Source organism: Gemmatimonadaceae bacterium, from assembly GCA_036003045.1.
In the GTDB taxonomy this organism is placed as follows: Bacteria; Gemmatimonadota; Gemmatimonadetes; order Gemmatimonadales; family Gemmatimonadaceae; genus JAQBQB01.
Window position 1 is genome coordinate 84283 of the sequence record DASYSS010000022.1, and the last position, 19171, is coordinate 103453.

The following is a 19171-nucleotide window of genomic DNA, read 5'->3' on the forward strand; positions in this document are numbered from 1 at the left end:
TTGGTGTTGAACCCGAGTACTACGCATGGATATGGACGGGCGTTTCACGCCTGTGTCCGGGCATTGAAACGGTCTCGACAGGATCTTGATTCTAATTCAAGTAAGCCGGTAGACCGGTGGACTGGAAAACCAACCCCGCGTATCAGCGCGTCGGACGCAGATACCTGAGGTCAGTTCGCCCTCGCCTGAATCCCGCTTTCTCGAAGGCCGCCGCGTGCGGACTGGCCGCCGCCGGCTGGCCGTCGATCGTTTCGAGCACGAGATCACGGCGCAAACGGCTCGAGAGATGTCCGATCAACCCCTCCGCCGCGCGTGTCACGATCGCCTCATCCGACCCAGGGCGGACGACGACTCGTGATCCTCGGCGCTCCGCGATAAGAATCACGCGGCCGCCGATCGCGACCAGCAGTGCGCTCGAGCTGCGCGGCCGAACGAAGGGATCGCGCGCCGGGTCGCCGGCGATGGGAAGCGAAAACACGTTCGCCGGATCGGCCGCCGCGAGTACGACGGATTCGTCGTCGCCGGCGTCATCGGCGCGGAGCGCCTCGACCGCTTCGGGGAGCGCGAACTGCGCGCCGGAAAGACCGCGCACGAAGTATCCGCGCCGCACGTCGCCGCGAAACTCGAGACGCTTCAGCTCGCGGTAGATCGAGCGCCAAGGGATCATCGGGCGTTCGCGGCGCCACATCTCGCGCGCCACCACGCCATAGCGATCCAGCCACTGTCGCGCGACGGCCTCGGCGAACGACGACTCGTCGTTCGGCGTACCAAGGACTCGCGGCGACGCGATGAGCGACCAACGGCCCGGCCACGCGTCGGATTCGCCGCCGGGGAGATCGGGACGCTGCCAGCGCGGGAGTCGGCGCAGGTTCGGTCGCCGTTGCACGACGTACCGATTTGCCGACGGCGTGTAGTCCGCTGGAAGCCATCGCGTGGGATCCGGGCGCGAACGTTCGCGCGGCGAGACGAGCGGCCGCCAGCGTACGACCGCGCGCATCGCGTCGATCGTGTCGTTCGTCGCGAGGCCGGCGCCGACCAGCTCTCGCAGCGCGTCTCTCAACTTCCGCGACGAGAACGAGGTTTCGGCCAGCAGCTCGTCGAAGAACACGGCGCCAAGTCGGGTCATCGCCTCGAGCGTCGCCGTCGCCGCTTCGCCGATCGGCGGATGCGATTCGGGCAGCCACGCGCGACCGGTGCCTCGACGAATCATTCGGATGTTCGCGAGTACGGGCGCCTCGTCGTGCGCCGACGGCGCGCCGCCGCCAACCCACACCATCTCGCCGGCGGCGATGAGTCTGGCTACGGCGCTCGAGTCGTACGAGGCTACGCGGCTCGGGAACAGCTCGCGTTCCCACAGCTCGGCGGGACGCGACACGCCGTACAGCTGCCGGGCGATTTGCGTGGTTGCGTCGTCGCCCGCGCGTCGGGTGGACGGCGCGACGTTCTGCCAGCGGAACATGAACCGCGAAAAGCGCTCGAGGTCCACTGCTTGGATCTGCTTTCGTGCCTGCGACAGCTCGCGCCGGCGCGCTCGTTCCAAGAGACGGCGAGAGCACCAACGTTCAGTCGTGTCGCTGCCTCCCCCGAAGGCGCCGCGAACGAGCCGTCCGCCGCGCGTCCATTCGTCGAATCGTTGACGCACCCAATCCGCGTCGAAGGCATATCGGCGGAGGACGTCGTCGACCGACACGACGCCGGCGAGTGAAATGAAGCGCACGAGGATCTCACGCCGCGCGGCGACGCGCGTCGGCGATGCCGCGCCGAACGCCGCGGCGTATCGCGGCGCCGTCTCGGCGAGCACGTAGCGACTGTCCCTCGTTCCTGATTCCCGTGGCACCTCGACCGCCACGATGCGCCCGCGTTCGCGCAGCTCGCCGAGCGGGTCACCGAGCCGACCTTCGGCTTCTTGGGCGGTTCGCTCGCGCAGCTCGTCCAGCGACAGATCGCCCGCGCGGTCGAGGAGAATCGCGAGCTCGTCGGCGGTTCGGGCGCGCGAGCCGGGCGCGACTCCCCTCCGCCGCGCGAGCATCTGCTCGAGCACGACGAGCGTTTCGGCGTCGGCGCCCTCGGTACCGAGCAACTCGTCGAGCAGCGCTCGATCTAGTGAGAGCAGAGCGGCCCGTTGCTCGGCATGCGGCGTATCGTCGGCGTACATCCAGGCCATCACGAAGCCAAACTGGAAGGACAACGCGAACGGCGACGGCATTTCCGTCTGCGCGGACCGCATGGCGATCGCGCCGCTCGTGAGGTCGTCGAGCATCCGCGCGAGCGCCGGCATGTCGAACGCGTCCTGCAAAACGTCGCGGTACGTCTCGACGAGAATCGGGAACGATGGATACTCGCGGACCGCGTCGAGCAGATCGCGCGCTTTGAGACGCTGGAGCCAAAGCGGCATTCGCCGTCGGGCCGTGCCGCGCGGGAGAAGCAGGGCTCGCGCCGCGTTGACGCGAAAGCGCGCGCCGAACAGCGACGACGAACCGACTTCCTCGAGCATGCGGCGTTCGGCTTCGCCCGCCGTCATGTCCGACACGAGCGAGAGTGGCACCCATTCGCGCAGATCGGGAAATCGGAGCATCACGCCGTCGTCGGTCGTCTGCACTTGGACGACGCTGCCGCGCCCGAAGATCTCGCGCGCTCGGTGCGCGAGCGCCATTCCCCACGGTGCGTTCACGCGCCCGCCGAAGGGCGCGTGAATGACGACGCGAACAGCGTTCGTCTCGTCGCGGAACTGCTCGACGATCAGTGAGCGTTCGTCGGGCACGGCGCCGGTCGCCGCGCGCTGTTCGTGCACGTACTCGACGAGCGACTGCGCGGTCGCCTTGTCGCTGTTGTATCGGCCGGCGAGCTCGTCGATCGCCGCGGGCGTTCGCGCGGCGTCCAACTCGCGACGCAACGCGCCGATGGACGACGCCAAGTGCGACGACCGGGCCGAGTACTCGCCGTGCCAGAAGGGCATTCGCGCGGGCGCGCCGGGGGCGGGCGTGACGATCACACGATCGTGCTCGATCGTGTTTACCCGCCAGGTCGACGACCCGAGCTGAAAGACGTCGCCGACGCGCGTCTCGTGCACGAACTCTTCGTCGAGCTCGCCGAGCCGTGTGCGGTCGGGAAGGTTGACGGTGTAGAGTCCGCGGTCGGGAATCGTGCCGCCAGAGATGATGGCGACCATGCGCGAGCTGCGCGCCGCCGTGAGGGTATCGCCGACGCGGTCCCACGAAAGCCGCGCATCCAGCTCGGCGGCGACGTCGGCGGGATATTTCCCGGACAGCATCTCGAGCACTTCGTCGAACGCCGAGCGGGTCAACGCGTGGTACGGGTAGGATCGCCGCACGAGATCGAACAGGTCGGCACTCGTCCAGTCGTCGTCGACCGACACCGCGGCAACGATCACCTGCGCGAGCACGTCGAGCGCGTTCTGGACGACGCGCGTCGGCTCGACGTCGCCGCCGCGCATCGCTCGCACGATCGCGAGCATCTCGAGGGCGTCGTCACGGAAGGTCGGGACGAACACGCCGCGACTCACCGCGGCGAGCGAGTGTCCCGCGCGGCCCACGCGCTGAAGACCGTTTGCCACTCGCTTGGGCGACTGGAGCTGGAGCACGAGGTCGACCGAGCCGATGTCGATTCCCAGCTCGAGGGCGCTCGTGCTGACCAGGGCGCGAAGCCGTCCCGCCTTCAACGATTGCTCGAGAACGAGGCGCCGCTCGCGTGAGAGCGATCCGTGGTAGGGCAGCGCGATTTCTTCGCCGGCGAGCGCGTTCACGCGCGCGGCCATTTTTTCGGCCTGCGCGCGGTTGTTGACGAAGATGAGCGTCGTGCGGGCTTCGGCCATGTGGCGCAGGACGAGCGGCGTGACCGACGTCCAAATCGTGCCGCCGACGTGCGCGAGGTCGTCCACCGGCGACTCGACGTTCAGCTCGATTCGCTTGACGAGCCCGCAGTCGACGATGGTGCACGGACGGGGCGTCGGATCGCCGCCGCGTTGGACGTCCTGGCCGACGAGAAAGCGCGCGATCTCGTCGAGCGGACGCTGCGTCGCCGACAGCCCGATGCGCTGCGGCTGATCGTCGCACAGGCGATCCAATCGTTCGAGCGTCAGCGCGAGGTGTGCGCCGCGCTTGCTGCCCGCGATCGCGTGGATCTCGTCCACGATCACCGCGCGCACGCCGCTGAACATGCCGCGCCCGCGGACTGTGGTCAGCATGATGTGCAGCGACTCGGGCGTCGTGATCAGGATGTGCGGCGATTTCCGAATCATCCGCGCCCGCGCCGACTGCGGCGTGTCGCCCGTGCGAACGGCGACCCGAATCTCCGGGAACGACTCGCCCGCCGCCTCGAATCGTTCGCGCAGCTCGGTCAGCGGCTGCTCGAGGTTTCGCTGGATGTCGTTGTTGAGCGCCTTGAGCGGCGAGACGTAGAGGATCTGCACGGCGTTGGGCAGCGGGGCCGTCGCGCCGTCGACGATGAGCTGGTTCAGTTCCCAAAGGAACGCGGTGAGCGTTTTCCCGGTGCCCGTGGGGGCCAGGATGAGCGTGTGTGCGCCGCTCGCAATCGCTGGCCACCCCTCGCGCTGCGGCGCGCTAGGCACGCCGAGGGATTCCTCGAACCAAACGCGGACGAGGGGATGGAGTTCGACGGGGAAGGGCGCTGCTTTGGGCAACTCAGTCACTCGCGGCGGATAGGGAAAGCTACGGCGGGATGGCGGTCCCGACGCCTGCCATCTGAGATCTGAGTTTCTCAGGACGGATCGCGCCGATTGGGCGGTTTGTCTCGCGACGCGCGCCCCGATCTTGGGCTCGAAATCGGAGGTCTGAAATCTGACATCCCCCGTCAGCCAGCTCTCGCCGGGCCGCGCTCGACTCAGCGAGGAAAGGTGACTTGGCTTCCATCCCGTCGCCGAACGGCCAGGGCTGGTGGACGTGAGACGTCAGATTTTCAGACGTCCGACATCCCACAAGACCGTGGCCCACTCGGCGGATCGCCAATGGCGAGCAGTCAAACGGCTCGACCGACACCGTCAGCCGAGCCGTTCGCCGCTACCAGGGCCTCAAGCGCTACATGACGATCGGCGACGAGAGCGTCAATCGAAGCGGAGCGCCAGCGGGCAGACACGCCGCGTACTGTTCGCTCGTGTGACCGACTGCCGCGCCGGTGGCGGCGCCTGCGGCGGCCCCGATCAGAGTGCCCTTCGTGTTGTGCCCGATCATCTGGCCGAGGATCGCGCCGGCGATCGCGCCGCCGACGACTTTGGTCTTGTCCGTTCCGCCGTCGGCGATCTTGGTCTTGTCGAGCGGAGCGAGCGGTGTGACGTCGCCGGCGACCGAGTACGTCTTGTCGTTCACCACGACGTTCTTCACGCGGAGCGCGATCTTCGGGTCGGCGCCATTCTCGCCGGGCGTCGTCGACGCCACCTCGAGCACGACCGTCGAGCCAGATGGAATCACCGCGCCGTTCGAGCCAGTGACCGATTCGTTCAGGGTCGCGACGATTTTGTCGCCGGGGACGTTCGACGTGCACACCTTGGTGCCGTTGGTGAGCGCGAAGGTCGAGCCGGAGCCGATCTCACCACGCGCCGGCGCAGGTGTGGCTGCCGGGATCGCCGCGGGCGCCGGGGCGGGCATTACCGGGGGCGGCTGCACGGTCGGCGGCGGCGCCGCGTGCGACTGCTGAGGCGGCTGCTCGACCTGAGGTCTTCGCGCCGTGTGTGTACGGACGGGCGCCGGACGATCTTCGCGTTGCTCACGGCGCGCGGGAGCCGGAGCGGGTGCGGTCGCCGTATCGCGCAACTGCGGGCTGGCGGTCGTTTGCGCGTTCGCCAAAGCCAGATCGCGAGAGAGCGACGAATCCGCCGCTGCACGCGACGACGCTTCTTTATCCGAGCATGCCGCGCTGAACGCGAGCGCCAGGCCAACGGCGGTCCAGCGCATTGCGGACCCGCGCGCCAGGGTTGTCGAGCCGAACATGGGCACTATCTCCAGAGCAGGTTCACACTATGGACGGAATCAAGTACCCCAGTGTTACGAGGCGGTTCGCGGGAAGGAGTGCGGCGCGGAGTGCGGGGACCTGGAACGGGTGCGGCGCGGGGTGCGGAGACCTGGAACGCGCGAGGGGTGGTGCGACGAGGAGTTCTAGCCACCGCACTCTGCCGCCGTGCCCGTTCCAGGTCTCCCCACGCCGCCTCCTCCCCGGTGCCTCTTTACCCCGACACCTCTATCACGGAATACTCTGACGCCGCGGCCGGCAGCCGGAGGGGAAGGTAAACGGAGAAAGTGCTCCCCTCGCCGTACGTGCTCCTGACGTCCACCGACCCACCGAGTCGGTCGAGGAGCTTTCGGGTGATGCTGAGACCGAGTCCCGTCCCCCCGAATTCGCGGGTCCGCGATTGGTCGACCTGGCGGAAGTCTTCCCAGATGGCCTGGAGGTCCGATGCGCGAATCCCGATGCCCGTGTCGACCACGTCGACGCGCACCCCATCCACCGCGCGGTGGGCCTCGACCGTGACGCGTCCGCGATTGGTGAACTTCACCGCGTTCGACAGGAGATTCAGAAGAATTTGCTTGATCTTGGTGCGGTCGGAGTAGATCGGAGGGCAGTCCGGCGCGATGTCGATCGTGAACTGCAGTTGTTTCTTCCGCACCATCGGCTCGACCTGCTGCGTCACCTCGAGCGTGACCTCGCGCAACGACACCTCTTCGAGACGGAGCGGCATCTTGCCGGCTTCGATCTTGGCGAGGTCGAGGATGTCGTTGATGAGCGCGAGCAGATGTTCGGCCGCGGCGCGCCCGCGCATGAGGGCGTCGCGCTGGCGACCGTTCACATCGCCCAGCACGCCGTCGAGCAGAAGCGCGGTATAGCCGATGAGCGCGTTGATCGGCGTGCGCAACTCGTGCGACATACTGGCGAGGAATTCCGACTTGAGTTTGTTGGCGCGCTCGACTTCCTGCGATTGCCACTGGAGCCGCGCGTTCTGCTCGGCGAGGTCGGCGGTCGCGTCGCGGATGCGCCGTTCCAGCTCACTATTGAGCTTTTTCAACGCGTCGTAGAGGCGCTCGTTCTCGACCTGCTTCGTCAGGTCGTGCAGCACCGAGACGACGGCGATCGGCTCGCCGCGCTCGTTCTTGACCTTACCCGACACGACCTCGACCGGCAGGTTCGTTCCCGAACGCGGATAGACGAGCGTCATCCGCTCGCGGCGCGAGTCGTCGTCGAGCATCGCGAATTCGGAGATGAACGACGTGAACTTCGTGTCGTTCCCACGCACGTTTGCCAACTCGCGGCGCGTGCGAGGCTCCGACTCGCTTTCCTGGAACAGCACCTCGGCCTGATCGTTCATCAGAATGATGTTCGACCGCTCGTCGGTGACGAGAATCGGATCAGCGACGTTTTCGAGGACGAGGTTCAGGCGGTCGCGCTCACCGCGCGCACTGATCTCACCCTGGCGAACGCGTTGTACTTGCCGTTCCAACTCGTTCGCCGCACGTCGCAGGTCGGTGACGTCGCGGAGCACGGAGAGAACGGAATCCTCTTGACCGGATCGTTCGCCGAGCGGGTGGGCGAGGACTTCGAAGAGCAGATCGTTGCCCTCGTCCGGGTCGACGAGGTTCAGCTCTCGCGGGCCGTGCTGCACGCCGCCGCTCATGGCCGCCTTCGAGAGGAAGGCCGTGAGCAGAAGGTTGTTCAACTCCACCGCGCGCCGCCGTCCGACGGAGTCGTCGTCGCGCGCCTGGAGTAGGCGCTCGGCCCGATGGTTCTGGACGATGATGTCGTTCGACGCGTTCGTGATGACGACCGGATCGGGAAGCGAATCGACGACGAGCGTCAGCCGCTCGCGATGCTGCGAGAGCCGGTTGGTCAACTCATTCGCCTCGTGCAGCGCCGCGAGGCGCGCGACGATGGGGCTTGCCAAGGCGATCAGCTGGATGGCCGAATCGGCGGCTGACGCGTCGATGTCGCCGGCCAGCAGGATGACGCCAGCCGGGGAAGTCGCGACGCGATGATCGAACGGCGAGAGCATCGTCATCGATCGCGACGAGATCAGCTCCGCCGCGCGCTCCTGTCTCATCACCTCGAGCGCGCCGCGCTGCAGCGGTTGTGACATCGGGACGCCGACCCACGGCGTCATCGCGTCGAACGCCCGCGGCCCCAACTCGGACAAGCCGCGAATGGGAAGCAGACTGAGCGCGCTGATGACGAGCGGGCTCGAAAGATCGCCGAGCGACACGCTGAACGGCGGCGGCGGAGAATCGAAGCCGTTACTCGCGATGGCAACCAGGCTGTGCTGTGCTGGGTCGACCTTGAGCATCACCGCTCGCCGCGCCGCGGTGATCTCCGCGAGCTGGGCGAGCAAATGCGAGGTCGCCGTCGGATAATCCGGCGCCTCGGCGATCGAAGAGAGGAGACCGGCGAGTTCGCGGTCTCCGAGCACAGCCATCTTAGGACCTTCTCCGGCGAGCTATTTGGCCTTCCGTTCCTCGAGTTGGCGGCGGAGCTCGGCGTTTTCACGCTGCACCCGCTCCAACTCGTCGCCGGCGGCGATCTCTCGCGGTCTCGACACCGGCGTCGTTATTCCAACCGCTTCCGAGTATTTCAGGTACGTATCGATCGAAGCCACGACGACGCGAGCCTCGACCGTAACAAGATCGATTCCAACCAGCGAAACTCGCACCCAGGCATCGATGACAATGCCTTTGTCCAACACGCGATCGAGGACATCGATGAGTGAACTGCCGCTCGGGGTGCGTTCGACGGCCATGTTATCCTTTTCCTCGTTGCTAAAGCGCCGGACTGCTCAGGGTGCTGATCATGTCTATGACCGTCTCGGCGGCTTCGACCGCACGCTCGACGAGCCGCTGCTCACGCCGGACGACTGTGCGAGGCGTGTGAGCTGTTCCTCGATTCGCGCCAGTCGAGCCTCTACCGCAGGTGTCGTCGCGGCCACGCCGACGGAAGTCGTCAGGCGCGGGTCGGTCCGCCACCAGTTCAAGCCGATCTGTTCTGCTTTGTCGATCGAGCAGACGAGCAGGCGAACCTGAATCGTCAGCAGCTCGACGTTCGCGAGATTGATCTTGATGTCGCCCGCGATGACGAGTCCCTTGTCGAGGACGCGGTCGAGGATGTCGACCAAGCCGTGCGTTCTCGAGGGGCTGACGAGCTCTGGCATGCAGTAGCCGTGAAGTGAGTGTTCGTACTGCGGTTACCGCAGCCGGCCCAACGGACCGAGATCGATGTTCAGATCCTCATCCGTCAGCCCGAAGATGCCTTTCAGCTCGTCCATCCGGTGATTCAGCTTGAGCAGCGCCAATCCGAGCTGCTCCACCTGCTCCTCGCTCAGCGTCCCGCCGTCCATCCGTCGAACAGCCTGGTGCTCGAGCACCTCGCGCAGCAGTTCTATCACGGTCAAGACAAGTCGCGCAAGCCCTTGCTCAACTCGCTCGGGGTCGGCGTTTATTCGCTCAGGAAGCGCTCGAGCCACCGCGGTCAATTCGGCCTCGAGCTGCCCACCGGCCATCGCCGCCTCTCCGCTCGGAGAGCCGGGCGCCGACTCCGATTTGGTCATGCTCAGTCCGCCAGTTTCATGCCGTGCGTCCCGACGGGTTCCCCCGTGAGGGAGCAGAAACTGTAGGGCGCGCGCGGCCCGATCAGGAGAAACCGGAACTCGCCGTCCGGCCTTACCTCGCCGAGCGCCCGCCGGTACTGAGGGATCGATTCGCGCGCGATGAGATGCGAGATCGTCCGGAGCGGGAGGCGGGTCACCTGATCGTGGACGGCGGAGCGCACGACCCAATCGCTGGTCGCGGCATCCAGTTGCGCCCCGAGGTGGTCCAAAGCGGACCGAACCGCGCCGGTAGCGTCCTCGCGCGCCCGTAGCGCCTCGAGGTAACGCCGGCCGGTCCCCGAAGAATCGAGATCGAACATCTCCGGAAGCACCGGCTGCAGATCCCGCAGCATCCGGCGCGTCGATGGAGTGAGCACGAGGGTCATTTCGACGAGACCCTGCACGGTCGTGACGAGCCGCTCGACCGACGCGGCCCGGCTAGAAAGCGCATCCCGGCAGGCCGCGTCGTCCGCGAAACGCTGCCCGAAGCGCGCCGGGACCGGCGTCGATCCCATCTCGAGCGCCGCCTCGACAACCGCGTCGTGGGCACGCACGCCTTCCACCGACACGGGTACGTCGCGTTCGACGTCGCTCACCCACGCGACGACGCCGTCGACGGGAATCGCTCGGACGCGCGCGCCGGCGACGCCGCTCAATCCGGTCGGCATCTCGATCCGATCGTCCTGCGGGAGGACACAATAGAGGTGCGTCTTCATCGCGGGTTGGCGAGAGGCGTGAGAGCGGGGCCGCTGCGCTCGATGCCGCGGCGCGTGATCGTCTCGACCGACGTAAGGAGCACGCGAAGATCGACCAGGAGGAGGTCGATGTCCGCGACCGAGATCGTGACCGTCCCGCCGATCACGAGACCCTTGTCCAGCACGTGGTTGAGCAAATCGCCGAGAGCCAGTTGACGGTTGTCGATTTCATCATCATCGGTCGTCATGTGTTGACACCGGCGCCGGCGAAGTGATAAGGCGGCCAGGGTCCGGTGAAGTCGAAGCGAAAGCCGCGCGCCCCATGCTGCTCGACGAGCGACGTGAGTGTCTGTTGAAACGCGTTCAAGCGGTCGGGTGCGACGAGAAACGCGGCGTTGAGAACCATCGGCCCGCGGCCCGCCGCGTCGGTGACGCGCGGAATCGGCGATTTCACCGTGTCGACGGCGTGAACGGCGAGCGCGCCGACGATCGCGTCGGCGATCTCCATCGTGACGCCGCGCATTTCTTCGCGCTTCGCGTCGGCGAGCTTCCGCTCGAGCAGATACCGCTGCCCCGGCGTCGCGGCCGCCGCCTTGCTCGCGAGCTCGCCCAGATGCGGGCTGAACCCGGTCATCGCGTCCATCAACTCCGCGTCGACCCGATACACTCGCAGCGCGTACTCCCGTCCTAGCGCGACGCGCCGCAGTGTGTCCCCCAACTGCGACGATCGCTCGCGCAACATTCGCTGGACGGCGTCGGCGCCCGTGAAGAGCGAGAACATCGGCATCGGCACGACGGCGCCTGAACCGCGGTCGCTCGCCCAGGTCAGGACGCGGTCGTGCGCGACGGCACGCGGGCTCATCCACTCCACGTCGGCCGTGCTCTGCTCCAGCGCCGCCGGCGCGTAGACGTCGCCGTCCACCGCCGACATCAACGCCGCTACGCCGTCGCACCGTTCGAGCGCGACGCGCGCGTCATCGACACCCGCCGGAGCCGACGCGAGGTCGATCGCCGATGGGACGACGCCGTAAACGTAGCAGACGGATGTGGAGGGCATTCGAGAACACTCAACCCGTGGAGCGTACCTCGCGCCATGAGCGCGACCATCTTCGCAGCGCCGCGACGCCGACCGGCGGCGGGCGTGTCTCTGCGGCGCAAACTTGGCGCGCGGCCACGAACTGAGGAAGAGGGTCGACCGCGCGCCTGCTTCGATTCCAAACCAGTGCGATCACGTCACAGTCGCGTTGCCGCACCGACCGGGCAAGACGGCGCGTCTGTGCACGGACCACGGGCTCGTCGAGCGTGACGAGCATCACTCCCGCGCGCGCCGGATCGCGGAGCAGGGCGTCGAGCGCACGCGTTCGCTTGGAGAATTCGAGAAGCTCGGCCGCCGCGTCGCCGAGACCGACGACGTCGCGATACTCGAGCATCAACCGCATCAGGCGGTGGCTCCAATCGAGCGCGGTCGCCGGCATCTCGAGCAAGCGGAGCAAATGTCCGGTCGGCGCGGGATCGACGACGATGCGCGTGAACCGCCCGGCCGCGAGCTCGTCGCCGAGAAGCGAGAGCGCGAACAGCTCGTCCACCCCCGGCGGAGCGAGCGCGAGCAAATCGCGCATCACCGCGCGGTCGCGCGCCGCGTCCGCGCCGCGCGCGACCACGGCGCCGAACATCGAATCGATCTGCGACTGATAGCGGTCTCGCGATGCCGCGAATGCCGCTGATGCGTCAAGCTGTCGCGCGGAGAGACCTTTCACGCCGGTTACGCGCCGCTCCTCGCGCCACCGCAACTGATCGGAATCGCCGAGCGCGTCGGCGATGGACGGCGCCGGATCGGTGGACACGAGCAGCACGGGCCCGCCCTCGGCATCGGCGGCGGCGATCGCCAGCGCGCACGACACCGTCGATTTTCCGACGCCGCCCTTGCCGCCGACGATCGTCAGCGGCCGGACGAGACTCGCTAGCTCCAGGCCGCGTGCCGGCCGCGGCGACGCTTTCGCGGCCCGTCGCCGCGCGGGTCGCCGCGGCGCAGTGGTCGCCGACTGCGCGATCGTCGCGCTTACGTCGGCGACGCCCCGTGGCGGCGTCGCACGACGCGGAACAACCCACCGGGGAATCGTGGTGTCGATCGAGCGAAAGCCGCCGAGCGGATCGCCATCCGCCGCCGCGGCGTTCACGACAAGGGCGGCGACGCCGACGCCCAGCGCTCGAAGCGCGTCGACGTAGCGTTCAGTCTCGAGCGCGACGACCGGCTCGGCCCGTGTGATCACGACAGCCGCGACGGAGCCGTGGTCGGCGAGCGCTCGCTTCAGCGCGTCGACGCGCGACCGCATTTCGTCGATGAACGCGTCGGCCGCGTCGCGCTTGTACCGGTGTGTGAGCGCGCTCACGACGAAGCGATGCTTGTCCTGCATCGTGTCAAGGACGTCGAGCAGCGCGCGGAACGTGTCGGGCAGCGCGAGCAGGCGAAGTGTGTGTCCCGTCGGCGCCGTATCGACGACGATCCTCGCCGGGCCGTCTTGGTTCACGATCAGATCGGCGAGGGCCAGCAGCGCGAAAATCTCGTCGGCGCCGGGGAGCGCGGCGTCCACCAATCCATCCACCTCGGCGCGGGCGAGGTACGTGCCGCGGTCGACGATCTCCGCGATCACCGCGCGCCATCGCGCGAGGAATTCACGACGCAGTTCGGTCGAGTCGAGTTGACGCGCCTGCAGGCGCGGCGCTCCGCGAACGCTTCGCGCGACGTCGCCAACCGGCGCGCCGATCACGTCACCCAGTGCGGCGGCCGGATCCGTCGAAACGACGAGCGTCTTTTCGCCGCGGCGCGCGAACGCGGCGCCGAGCCCTACCGCGAAGGTCGTCTTGCCGACACCGCCTTTGCCGGCGACGAGGACGATGCGTGGAAGTCGGTCGAGCAGCGGGTCGAGCGCGCTCACTCCGTTCGGTCGTCGGTGTCGTGGCGCGCGACGCGCACCGGGCCGCCGCTCGTTCCCTTGCCGAAGTGTTCGCGCCAGTGACGAACTTCGCGCAGTCGCGCCATCAACTCGGACTCGCGCCGCACGTACTCGGCGTCGTCGATGTCCCCCAACTCGAGACGGAGCTGAAGCTCCATCAACTCCTGCTTCACAGGCGCGTCGTCGGTGAGTTCTTCTTCGACGACCGTCTGGACTTTACCGAGCGACCACTTGATCCCGGCGACGGGACCCGAGATGGGAAAGAGAAGAATCTTCGACAGGAGTCCCATCGAACGCTCGACGCCTCACGCGAATGCGACGCGGCGCGACACCGCCGGCCACAGCTCCGTCTGCGGCAGCTCGCCCTCGAGCTGTTGCCGCACGCGCGCCGAGATCTCGTCCACCGCCGAACCGTCGGCAACGAGGTCGTAGTCGCGCACGTCGATGGCGAGCACGGGACAATGGCGGAAGTGCGCGATCCACCGCTCGTACCGCTCGTGCAGCGATCGCCAATATTCCGCCGCGACTTCCTTTTCGCTCGGTCGCCCGCGCGTCGCGATGCGCTCGGCGATCACGTCGAGCGGCCCGTAGAGATAGATCAGGAGCCGAGGCGGACGCGCCGCGGGTGAGTGCAGCAGCTCGCCGTACAGGCGGCGATACAGCGTCCACTCGTCGGACGTCATGTAGCCCTGCTCGAACAGGCCGCGCGCGAAGATCTCGGCATCCTCGTACCACGTGCGGTCGAGCACCCAACTGCCGCCGAGGCCGCGCATGCGTCGCATGGACGCGAAACGCGTCGCGAGGAAGTGGAGCTGGAGATGCATCGCGTACGTGTGCATCTCCTCTTCGCCGGCGTAGAAGCTCTCGAGCCACGGGTTGTCCGCGTCGACGCTCTCGAGGGCCATCTGCAAACCGAACCGCGACGCCAGCGCGCGAGAAAGCGTTGTCTTTCCAGTGCCGACCATCCCCGCGACGCCGAGAAGCATTCGCCAACTTACAGCGAAATCCCGGCGGGTTCAAACGTCGAAAACGTTACGAGGTCATTCGACGGTTAGCGTGCCCGCGGCTTGATCGAACGTCGTGGCGAGTTGGAAGAGCGGCTCGGTCGCGGGCCCGCGAATCACAGCGCCGCTCGCCGAGAAGAGTGATCCGTGGCACGGACAGTTGAAGATGTTATTCACGACGTCCGCGTCGCACTGTTCGTGGGTGCAGATTCGGGAAAGGCCGAGAAACGTCGTCGCGCTCTGCCGCACGACCGCGCGCTCGTGGCCGATGTCGACGATCGCGCCGACGGTGGCCAATCCTGGAAACTGCGAGACAGTGATCGTAACCGGACCGCCGACCGGGGCGTTCGGATTGCCGCCGGCTCCGCCGTGCGACGGAGGACCGATCTGCCCGTCGCCGCATCCCTCCGCGGCGACCAGCGCGGCCGCGGCGAGCGCGCTCCGCGCGAGGAATTCACGTCGATTGAAACAGTCGCTGCACGGCATGTCAGGTCCGGTTCACGTTCGCGCGGTCAGGCGAGAGCGACGAACGCCGTTTTCCAGTTTGCCTCGTCGTCGTCTTCCTGAAAGAGCTTGTCCACGTTGACGACGACGTTGTTCCCGTCTTTCCGAATGGCCAGCCGATCGAGCCCTCGTGTCGCGCGCCCGCTGTCCTTGATGTAGACGCCCTGCATGTCGAAGCGCGAGTGATGCTTGGGGCACTCGAACTGCTGATCCTTGTCCTGCCAGTGGAGCGCGGTGTTCTGGTGCGGGCAGGCCAGCGCGAACGCATAGACCTTGTTCTGCCACCGCGTCAGCATCACCTCGGCGTCCTTGTCGATCTGTACGCCATCCTGTGCCGGGATGGGATACGTCTTGTCCTCACGCCCGTCGCGTGTCGCCGAGATGAACTCGATGGGGGTCGCGAATGCGCGCGACGGCGCCGCACCGAGAGCGACCAACACTCCGGCCGCGAACAGTCCCGCCTCGCGCAAGAAGTCGCGGCGCGGAATGGCCGCGCACCGGGCGCATGGATCCTCGGATGCCCCGCTGCCGTCCATGCCATGATCGTTCGTACGTGAAGACATCAGCTACTGACTCAAGACAGGTTGACGAGTGATACACCGAGCACGGTGATGACGAACCACAGCGCGATGCTCGTGACCGCGCGAAGCCGCAAACGAGCCCAATGCGGTGAGTCCTCGTGCGGGTTGGCTCGAAGTTCCGCCTCGGTGCGCACGATCACGAGCCCGTTCACCAGTAATACGACGACCAGGGCCATCTTGGTCCAATAAATCCACGATCCGAAGAAGGTCTCGATGTCGGCCGCGAGCATGCCGAGCCCGCTGATCACCACGATCGTGAGGCCCGTCAGCACCCACCGGTGCACGGCGGCGAGCTCGCGCATCGGAAACGCGCGGTCCGGAGCCGGCGTGCGCAAAGCGCGCAACGTCCCCCGGTCGGCCGCGATGGCCAGTCCACCCGCCATCAAGACGCCGCCGATGTGCAGGGACTGCACGACCGTCTCGGCCATCTTCGAGTGACTGTAGAAATGGTTCCACGGCTTGAACAAATGAACGATGAATTCTGGGACGATCATGTCGGACGGATTATTTGTTCCAAATCTTCATTGCTGTTCCTGACAGCGCAGTGACACCCATGGAGATTAGCGCCACCCTGTGATGCAGAGTCCGCGCCGACTGACTCGTCTCCGCGTCGTTCGACAGTTTCGCTCCCGTATATGAGAACGCGGCATCACAGGCGATCATCGTGAACGCATGTATGGTGCGTAGTGCCCGGTGTTGCGGCACCGCGCGTGTGTCCCACCAGTTCCAAACGCCGGTCACCGTATTTACGGTGAACATCCCCGCGAGCGCTGTCGCGCCTGCTCGATGCGTGAACTTTGCCCACTCCGGCGCTGCCCGGCTCTCCTTGAGCAGCTGGTTCCCCGCGATCCACTGCACGGCGAAAACCGGAATCGTCGAATACGCGACGTACCGGTGGATCGTGAGCCGCCGCGAGTACCAGTCGCTCAGCTGAATGGCGCGCGGCCGGGTCCTCGGGGTCGGCGTATCGATCGGGATTCGCAGAAAGCGCAGCAGCCCCGTATCCGCCGGCGCCGGCTGTGCGACCGCAAAGGCCGCGGTCGACGAGTCGGTCACCCTCGGGGCAGGGACGGGGGCCGCTGTCGAGGCGATCGCGCCGCCGATGAGCAACAGTTCGAGCACCATCAATGGCTTTCCGGACCAGGGTTCGGAGGGGTCGGGAAGGAGTATCGCCGGCCCCGGTAGTCCAATCAACCAACTTCACCGTTCTCACGTTCCCACGACCGCGATCAGGGCCCAAAGTTCAATCTCCGCATTAGCTTTCCGCGCGCTCCCAACGTCGCACGTGCTCGCGCTCCTCCCCGGTTTCCCGTTTCGAAGAGCCCAAAATGACGCATGCGAGCGCACACCCCCTCCCGCAGGATCCCAATTCAGCGCTGAGGGTCGCCCCACAGCCCACAGCAACCGTGCTGGACGGCCTCGGGGCTGGAGCCGACGAATGGCTCACGCTCGTGGATCACGTGTGCCACGGTATTCATCACGCACTAAACAACCGAATCGGGTCATTGTCGGCGCTGCTCGAACTGACGCGACTCGGCGACCTTCCGCCGAACGATCCGGCGTTCTCCAGCCTCGCCACCGAATTGACACGCCTCGAGGACTGTTCCCGGGTCGTGAGACTGCTCCCTCGAGCTGTCGGTGTCGGTGAGGAGCCTCTCATCATCGACGATGTCCTCGCCGACGTGCTCGTCGTGCACGCGTTTCTTCACGATCTGCGAGACACGCCATTCACGATCGCCCCGGCGCGTTTCGTCGAGCCCGTGCGGGCAGAGCGATGGGCGCTCGTTCGCGTGCTCGTATTGATTCTCGCCGACGCAAAGCGGCTCGCCAAACAAAACCGCGCCGCGGTCCACGCGACGATCGAGTCCGACGATCGATGGGTGCGAATCGAGTTTCGCGTGACCACGCCGCCTGTCAGCGAAATCCCGACACCGGCACACGAACCGTACGCCGAGCGGCTGTCGACGTCGTTGGGTGGAAGCCTCGAGCGGCGGGAAGGCTGCGTGGAGCTCCGCGTTCCGACGCTCAAGATGCGCCGGTCCGCGGACCAGCGCTCAGCTTGAGGCGACGCGATTTCGCGAGGCGGCCACCTCGCGCGCGAGCGCCCGCGCCGCGGCATGCAGCTCGTCGCGCGCGGCGCGAATGGCCGGCGTCATCCGGGCGCCGAGCGCGCGCTCGAGCGAATCGGTCCCGCCGTCCGAGCCCACGCCTCCGGGGAGTCCGATCAGCGCGCCGATCGTGCGACGGTGCGAACGCGCCTCGCGAAGCGTGACCAGCATGCGGTGCGTCGCGAACACGCAGTCGCCGACGGCGTCGAGGTCGTCGGTGGCCACGGCGGTGCGTTGGCGGCGGACGACGATGCTCAACGCGTCGAGCAGCCGGCGCTCCAAAAGGAGCGCTTCGGCGAGCGAATCGATTGGCGAGGAGAGGGACGGGGAGGGGGAGGACGCGACGGCCGTCGACATGGCTGGGCGGGGGGAAACAGCGGGTCTTTCAAAAGCAATCGAGATGCCGTTCAGTATCGGAGTCGGCCGCCTCGATATGACGTTTCTCATCAACATGTTACCATTTCGCGCGTGTTGCGGCGGCGGATTCCTCGGCGGGAATTCCTTGCCGACGTGGAGGAAGTTGCCGGGCGTCGGGTCGACGCAACTCGCGTAACTTTTCGTTCCATGCCCTCATCAAAACGCACGGCGGACGTCGTAATCATCGGCGGCGGCATCATGGGCGCGAGCATCGCCTACCATCTCGCCCGACGCGGGTGCACGAACGTCGTCGTCGTGGAGCGCGCCGAGATGTTCGGCCTCGGCTCGACGGGCCTCAACGCGGGCGGCGTGCGGCACCAGTTCGCGACCGCGGTCAACGTCGAGCTGTCGAAGGCGAGCATCGCGACCATGGAGCGCTTTTCCGCCGACATGGACCAAGCGGTCGGCCTGCGCCGCTGCGGGTACCTGTTCCTGCTCGACAACGAAGCGGATCTCGCGCAGTTCCGCGCGAACGTCGCGCTTCAGAACCGGCTCGGTGTGCCGAGCTGTCTCGTGGATCGCGGCGAGATCGCCGGGCTGGCGCCTGAGATCGATCTCGACGGAATCATCGGCGGTTCGTGGTGTCCGGCGGACGGTCTTGTCGACCCGCACGGACTTCTCCAGGGATACCTGAGCCAGGCGCGCCGACTGGGCGCGACGCTCGAGACGATCGCTCCCGTCACGGCGATCGACGTTTCGAACGATCGGGTTCACAGCGTCCGGACGCCGCGAGACACGATCGAGACGCCGTGCGTGGTGATCGCCGCCGGCCCGTGGTCGGCGGACGTCGGCGCGCTCGCCGGCGTGGATCTGCCGATTCAGCCCATTCGACGACAGATCGCCGTCACGAACGCGATTCCGGCGCTGCGCGCCGATTTCCCGTTCGTGATCGATTTTGCGCGCGCTCTCTATTTCCATCGCGAAGGAGACGGCATTCTCACGGGGATGTCGAATCGCGCCGAACCGCCGGGCTTCGACACTCGCGTGGACGAGAGCTGGCGGCTGGAGCACTTTCAGCGCGCGATCGAACGGATGCCGCTGCTCGCCGACGCCGAGATCGCCGCCGAGTGGGCGGGTCTCTACGAGGTCACGCCCGACGACCAACCGATTCTTGGCGCGTTGCCCGACGTGGAAGGACTCTTCGTGTGCGCGGGTTTCAGCGGCCACGGACTGATGCACGGTCCCGCGGCCGGAATGCTCATGGCCGAAGAGATTCTCGACGGCCGCGCGACGACGATCGACATCGATCCACTGCGCATCGCGCGCTTCTCGACGGGCGGCGTCGTCGGCGAATACAACGTGGTGTAGCCGGT

19 protein-coding genes are annotated in these 19171 nt (G+C 66.9%); 2 read left to right on the forward strand and 17 right to left on the reverse strand.

The window, feature by feature from the left end:
* Nucleotides 1-142: 142 nt before the first annotated feature.
* The 16 genes from VGQ44_04345 to VGQ44_04420 all read right to left on the reverse strand — a co-directional run bounded on the left by VGQ44_04345 (nt 143) and on the right by VGQ44_04420 (nt 16461).
* Nucleotides 143-4588: a DEAD/DEAH box helicase gene (locus tag VGQ44_04345; protein ID HEV8446019.1), complete on the reverse strand. Its 4446-nt coding sequence runs from the start codon at nt 4586-4588 to the stop codon at nt 143-145.
* A gap of 466 nt (nt 4589-5054) precedes the next feature.
* Complete coding sequence (locus tag VGQ44_04350; protein HEV8446020.1) at nt 5055-5963, reverse strand: glycine zipper 2TM domain-containing protein; 909 nt, start codon at nt 5961-5963, stop codon at nt 5055-5057.
* Between the two features lie 233 nt (nt 5964-6196).
* Nucleotides 6197-8431, reverse strand: a complete 2235-nt coding sequence (locus VGQ44_04355; protein HEV8446021.1) for an ATP-binding protein — start codon at nt 8429-8431, stop codon at nt 6197-6199.
* Between the two features lie 21 nt (nt 8432-8452).
* Nucleotides 8453-8752, reverse strand: a complete 300-nt coding sequence (gene gvpA, locus VGQ44_04360) for a gas vesicle structural protein GvpA (protein ID HEV8446022.1) — start codon at nt 8750-8752, stop codon at nt 8453-8455.
* 54 nt (nt 8753-8806) lie between these two features.
* Nucleotides 8807-9160: a gas vesicle protein gene (locus VGQ44_04365; protein HEV8446023.1), complete on the reverse strand. Its 354-nt coding sequence runs from the start codon at nt 9158-9160 to the stop codon at nt 8807-8809.
* 33 nt (nt 9161-9193) lie between these two features.
* On the reverse strand, nt 9194-9556 hold the full coding sequence (locus VGQ44_04370) for a gas vesicle protein K (GenBank protein ID HEV8446024.1): 363 nt from the start codon (nt 9554-9556) through the stop codon (nt 9194-9196).
* A 2-nt stretch (nt 9557-9558) separates the two neighbouring features.
* On the reverse strand, nt 9559-10311 hold the full coding sequence (locus VGQ44_04375) for a GvpL/GvpF family gas vesicle protein (protein ID HEV8446025.1): 753 nt from the start codon (nt 10309-10311) through the stop codon (nt 9559-9561).
* Nucleotides 10308-10538, reverse strand: coding sequence for a gas vesicle protein GvpJ (gene gvpJ / locus VGQ44_04380; GenBank protein ID HEV8446026.1), 231 nt, complete (start codon nt 10536-10538; stop codon nt 10308-10310). Before gvpJ ends, VGQ44_04375 begins: the two co-directional genes overlap by 4 nt.
* Complete coding sequence (locus VGQ44_04385; protein ID HEV8446027.1) at nt 10535-11347, reverse strand: GvpL/GvpF family gas vesicle protein; 813 nt, start codon at nt 11345-11347, stop codon at nt 10535-10537. Before VGQ44_04385 ends, gvpJ begins: the two co-directional genes overlap by 4 nt.
* 10 nt (nt 11348-11357) lie before the next feature.
* Nucleotides 11358-13226, reverse strand: coding sequence for an ArsA family ATPase (locus VGQ44_04390; GenBank protein ID HEV8446028.1), 1869 nt, complete (start codon nt 13224-13226; stop codon nt 11358-11360).
* On the reverse strand, nt 13223-13534 hold the full coding sequence (locus VGQ44_04395) for a gas vesicle protein GvpG (protein ID HEV8446029.1): 312 nt from the start codon (nt 13532-13534) through the stop codon (nt 13223-13225). Before VGQ44_04395 ends, VGQ44_04390 begins: the two co-directional genes overlap by 4 nt.
* A gap of 15 nt (nt 13535-13549) precedes the next feature.
* Nucleotides 13550-14230: a deoxynucleoside kinase gene (locus tag VGQ44_04400; GenBank protein ID HEV8446030.1), complete on the reverse strand. Its 681-nt coding sequence runs from the start codon at nt 14228-14230 to the stop codon at nt 13550-13552.
* A gap of 54 nt (nt 14231-14284) precedes the next feature.
* A complete protein-coding gene (locus VGQ44_04405) occupies nt 14285-14734 on the reverse strand; it encodes a Rieske 2Fe-2S domain-containing protein (protein HEV8446031.1) in 450 nt (149 codons plus the stop codon).
* A 26-nt stretch (nt 14735-14760) separates the two neighbouring features.
* Nucleotides 14761-15315, reverse strand: coding sequence for a Rieske (2Fe-2S) protein (locus VGQ44_04410; GenBank protein HEV8446032.1), 555 nt, complete (start codon nt 15313-15315; stop codon nt 14761-14763).
* 11 nt (nt 15316-15326) lie between these two features.
* A complete protein-coding gene (locus VGQ44_04415; GenBank protein ID HEV8446033.1) occupies nt 15327-15827 on the reverse strand; it encodes a DUF6644 family protein in 501 nt (166 codons plus the stop codon).
* 10 nt (nt 15828-15837) lie between these two features.
* The gene (locus VGQ44_04420; protein HEV8446034.1) at nt 15838-16461 is read right to left on the reverse strand and encodes a hypothetical protein; all 624 of its coding nucleotides are present in this window, start codon (nt 16459-16461) and stop codon (nt 15838-15840) included.
* Between the two features lie 278 nt (nt 16462-16739).
* On the opposite strand from VGQ44_04420, the gene VGQ44_04425 reads away from it, so the two are divergent.
* A complete protein-coding gene (locus VGQ44_04425; protein ID HEV8446035.1) occupies nt 16740-17396 on the forward strand; it encodes a hypothetical protein in 657 nt (218 codons plus the stop codon).
* Here VGQ44_04425 and VGQ44_04430 read toward each other — a convergent pair.
* Entirely contained in the window at nt 17388-17798 is a 411-nt protein-coding gene (locus tag VGQ44_04430; GenBank protein HEV8446036.1) for a hypothetical protein, read from the reverse strand. The two genes, VGQ44_04425 and VGQ44_04430, sit on opposite strands and share 9 nt — an antisense overlap.
* Before the next feature lie 207 nt (nt 17799-18005).
* Between VGQ44_04430 and VGQ44_04435 the strand changes: the two genes are divergently transcribed.
* Nucleotides 18006-19166: an FAD-binding oxidoreductase gene (locus VGQ44_04435; GenBank protein HEV8446037.1), complete on the forward strand. Its 1161-nt coding sequence runs from the start codon at nt 18006-18008 to the stop codon at nt 19164-19166.
* The last annotated feature ends 5 nt before the right edge of the window (nt 19167-19171 follow it).

Excerpts from the sequence above, each read along its gene's own strand:
- VGQ44_04430 (HEV8446036.1), bottom strand. The coding sequence starts at position 17,798 with ATGTCGACGGCCGTCGCGTCCTCCCCCTCCCCGTCCCTCTCCTCGCCA.
- VGQ44_04405 (HEV8446031.1), bottom strand. The coding sequence starts at position 14,734 with ATGCCGTGCAGCGACTGTTTCAATCGACGTGAATTCCTCGCGCGGAGC.
- gvpJ (HEV8446026.1), bottom strand. The coding sequence starts at position 10,538 with ATGACGACCGATGATGATGAAATCGACAACCGTCAACTGGCTCTCGGC.
- VGQ44_04400 (HEV8446030.1), bottom strand. The coding sequence starts at position 14,230 with ATGCTTCTCGGCGTCGCGGGGATGGTCGGCACTGGAAAGACAACGCTT.
- VGQ44_04365 (HEV8446023.1), bottom strand. The coding sequence starts at position 9,160 with ATGCCAGAGCTCGTCAGCCCCTCGAGAACGCACGGCTTGGTCGACATC.
- VGQ44_04410 (HEV8446032.1), bottom strand. The coding sequence starts at position 15,315 with ATGTCTTCACGTACGAACGATCATGGCATGGACGGCAGCGGGGCATCC.
- VGQ44_04375 (HEV8446025.1), bottom strand. The coding sequence starts at position 10,311 with ATGAAGACGCACCTCTATTGTGTCCTCCCGCAGGACGATCGGATCGAG.
- VGQ44_04415 (HEV8446033.1), bottom strand. The coding sequence starts at position 15,827 with ATGATCGTCCCAGAATTCATCGTTCATTTGTTCAAGCCGTGGAACCAT.
- VGQ44_04385 (HEV8446027.1), bottom strand. The coding sequence starts at position 11,347 with ATGCCCTCCACATCCGTCTGCTACGTTTACGGCGTCGTCCCATCGGCG.
- VGQ44_04370 (HEV8446024.1), bottom strand. The coding sequence starts at position 9,556 with ATGACCAAATCGGAGTCGGCGCCCGGCTCTCCGAGCGGAGAGGCGGCG.
- VGQ44_04350 (HEV8446020.1), bottom strand. The coding sequence starts at position 5,963 with ATGTTCGGCTCGACAACCCTGGCGCGCGGGTCCGCAATGCGCTGGACC.
- VGQ44_04395 (HEV8446029.1), bottom strand. The coding sequence starts at position 13,534 with ATGGGACTCCTGTCGAAGATTCTTCTCTTTCCCATCTCGGGTCCCGTC.
- VGQ44_04355 (HEV8446021.1), bottom strand. The coding sequence starts at position 8,431 with ATGGCTGTGCTCGGAGACCGCGAACTCGCCGGTCTCCTCTCTTCGATC.
- gvpA (HEV8446022.1), bottom strand. The coding sequence starts at position 8,752 with ATGGCCGTCGAACGCACCCCGAGCGGCAGTTCACTCATCGATGTCCTC.
- VGQ44_04435 (HEV8446037.1), top strand. The coding sequence starts at position 18,006 with ATGCCCTCATCAAAACGCACGGCGGACGTCGTAATCATCGGCGGCGGC.